The following is a 2,801-nucleotide window of genomic DNA, read 5'->3' on the forward strand; positions in this document are numbered from 1 at the left end:
CCAACTTCGAAGACCCAGTTTGTGGCGCGGCATCCTGGGCCACGGCGCGACGCGGGATTGCGGACGTCTCGAAACCATCGGCAGTTCCGGGCGGCTACTGCGCTGGCGGTTGCGTCAACTCTTGCAGCGTGTCGAGGGCCGCAGTGACCTGCTCATCCGTGGGGAGGTGCGGCACGTAGTTGCGGTTCCTGATGTAGGCAATGAAGTCCGGTTCCGGGGCGATCCCGTGCTCCTTGAGGTAGTACGCGACGGCGGCGCTCCAGATCCAGGTGCCGTCGGTGAGCATCGACGCGGGAACGACGCGTCCGCGAGCAGAATCGACGCGATCCGGGAGTCGTGCCGTGGTGCGACGCACTATGTGCCCCTGATTGAGGAACTCCCCGACCCTGCCGGCCTCCGCGGGTTGCAACACCTCCCTGCCGTGGCGGACGTCTATTTCGTCGTCATACACGCGGGCAATTTTCACTCCATGACTCCCGTCTGACTCGCGCGAGGATGGAAGCTGACCCAGGTTCCGTCGGCTGGTGTTCTCGGCATGAGATTGCCGTAGGCGTCCTCGTATCCGGAGGTGACGAATACTCGTCCGCGGGCATCCGACCATGCCAATTCTGTCGGCGCTTTGACGGTGACACCTAAATCATCCGCCAGTTGTTGGGCGAACCCATCACTCGCCGCTCCGGTCTCGCATGCGAACAACCTTACGTCGCTGCCGTTCCACCGCGGGTCTGAGCGAATGAGGTTGCTCAACTCCGACGGGGTGAGCGACTCGGTTCCCACGTACACGTGGCCCGGGTCGCCGTGCATGTCCACGGTGAAGAGGGCCGTTTCGACCGGAACGGATTGCGCCGCGGTAAACATGACCTCGTCGTCCTCCTCGTAATACGCCCGTCCGGCTCGCGTTTCACGGCTGTCGTCCCTGAACCGTTGGAGGCGCTCGCTCAGCGGACCGTTACCCGCTGGTGGCACTTCTGGGTGGTACGCCGTGTCGGGGGAGAGGTTTCCGGGTGTCCATTCACGGGTTGACCGTGAAGGGGTCATGCGGGAGCGTGCTGGGGCAGCCAGGGGTGGCCGTTGAGGGCGCGGGTGATGGCGTCGAGGATGGTCAGCCCGTGGTTGCGGGCTGTGGTGAGGTAGGAGTTGATCAGGCACCATCGGGCGAGGGTCTGGTCGTTCTGCCAGTAGCCGGAGACCGCTTGGTGGCGTTTGGCGGGTTTCACGCCGCGTTCGGCGGCGTTGGAGGTCCAGTCGACGGCGAGGTTGCGGGTGAACAGCCAGACCTGCTCAGCGTGGCTCTTCAGCCAGGTGGCCAGGGTGAACCCGGGGTGGTTGCCGCTGTCCCAATCCCGGTGCCGGTTGTGGACGATCCCGCTGGTCACGGCCGTGTCGTACCGCTCCCGCAGGGCGGTGAGGACCTCGGGGTCCAGGGCGCTCTCGCCGCGGCCGCGGGCGGCTTCGACCTGCTCGTGGGCCTCGCCCAGCACTTTACGGACGACGGTGGCCCAGGACTGCAACGTGCCGGGGCCGAGCTTGGCCACGCCCCGGCAGCGGCGGATGATGTGCTGGCAGCATTGCTGCAGCCCGGCCAGCGGCCCGACCCGGCACTCCTGCACGGCATGGTCATGGTCGCGGGTACAGGGCAGCAGCTTCTGGTAGGCCAGGTAGCCGTCGACGATCAGGCAGCCGGTGAAGGTCCGCAGCGAGGCGATGACCTCCTCGTGGCGGCGGGAGTCCAGCGCGGTCAGCAAGACCAACCACTCGTCCGGGGTCCGCAGCACCATCACGTGCGGCGCCCCGGGCACCGGCTCGCCGGTCTGGGGATCCTTGGCCGGGGTGACCACCTCGACCGGGGACTCATCGGCGGTCAGGACCGGCTCGGCCAGCAGCGCCGCCTGCATCGCCTCCGCGAACCCGGCGCCGGTCAGCTGCGCGGCCAGGCGGGCGTTCGCCTTGTCCACGAACCCGGCCGAGACCTGCTGTCCGGTCAGCATCCCTACCAGGTGCGCGGCCCGCTCGACCGGCACGTTCCCGAACGCCGTCAACGCCACCGCCGCGGTGTTCAGCACCGGCCCGAAGCTGATCCCGTTCACCAGCCCGCCCGACGGCGGGGTGGCGGTGGTCGTGGCCCCGCACCCACACTCCCGCCGCGGCAGCAGGTACTCCGTCCGCCACCGGATCACCCGCACATCCCAGGTCTGGGACCATGCCCTCCCCGCATCGTGGACGTCGTTCAGGCCGGCCCCGCACGCACGGCACTCCTGCGGCGCGGGGACCTGCTCACGCTGCCGCGGATCCGGATCCCGAGACAGGCCCCGCCCCGGATGGCCCGGCTGCCCACCTCGTGACCGGTCCGCCGACCGCTCCCGCGAGGAGGTATCGGTGTCACGCTCCCGCGTGGCCTTGCGCTCCGCTTTCCGTCGGGCCTTCGCCGCGATCGGCTCCTTCGACGACGGCGTGCCCGAGTCGTCACTGCCCGACCGCTGCTGGCGCTCCAGCTCCGCCACCCGCAACGTCACCACCTGCAGCAACCCACGCAGCTCAGCGACCTCGGCGTCCTTGTCCACCCGCAGCGCCGCCAGCTCGCCATCCCGGACCGCCAGCAACTCCCGCAACCGGGCATTGGCGGCACGAAGCCGCTCAACCACCTCCGGACCGGGCGACGGGGACACAAGGAACGATCATCACCATCCCGGCCAGAAGATCAAGCACCCCGCCCCCGGCGCGTCGTCCCGCAGCGCTCAACCCCGCAGGTCAGCCCCACCCGTGAATGGACACGTTTCCGGCGAGGCTGGGTGCGATGTGTT

Annotated in this window: 3 protein-coding genes; all 3 read right to left on the minus strand. The window is 68.7% G+C overall.

The features are described 5' to 3' along the window. Positions 1-94: 94 nt before the first annotated feature. Positions 95-451 (minus strand): hypothetical protein, encoded by a 357-nt coding sequence (locus AC08OU_RS19225; RefSeq protein ID WP_476605458.1) that lies wholly within the window; start codon positions 449-451, stop codon positions 95-97. Positions 452-462: 11 nt separating this feature from the next. After that, entirely contained in the window at positions 463-858 is a 396-nt protein-coding gene (locus AC08OU_RS19230; RefSeq protein ID WP_476605459.1) for a hypothetical protein, read from the minus strand. A 176-nt stretch (positions 859-1,034) separates the two neighbouring features. Next, on the minus strand, positions 1,035-2,666 hold the full coding sequence (gene tnpC / locus AC08OU_RS19235; RefSeq protein WP_476605460.1) for an IS66 family transposase: 1,632 nt from the start codon (positions 2,664-2,666) through the stop codon (positions 1,035-1,037). Between the last annotated feature and the right edge of the window lie 135 nt (positions 2,667-2,801).

Source organism: Frankia sp. CcMO1, from assembly GCF_977945845.1.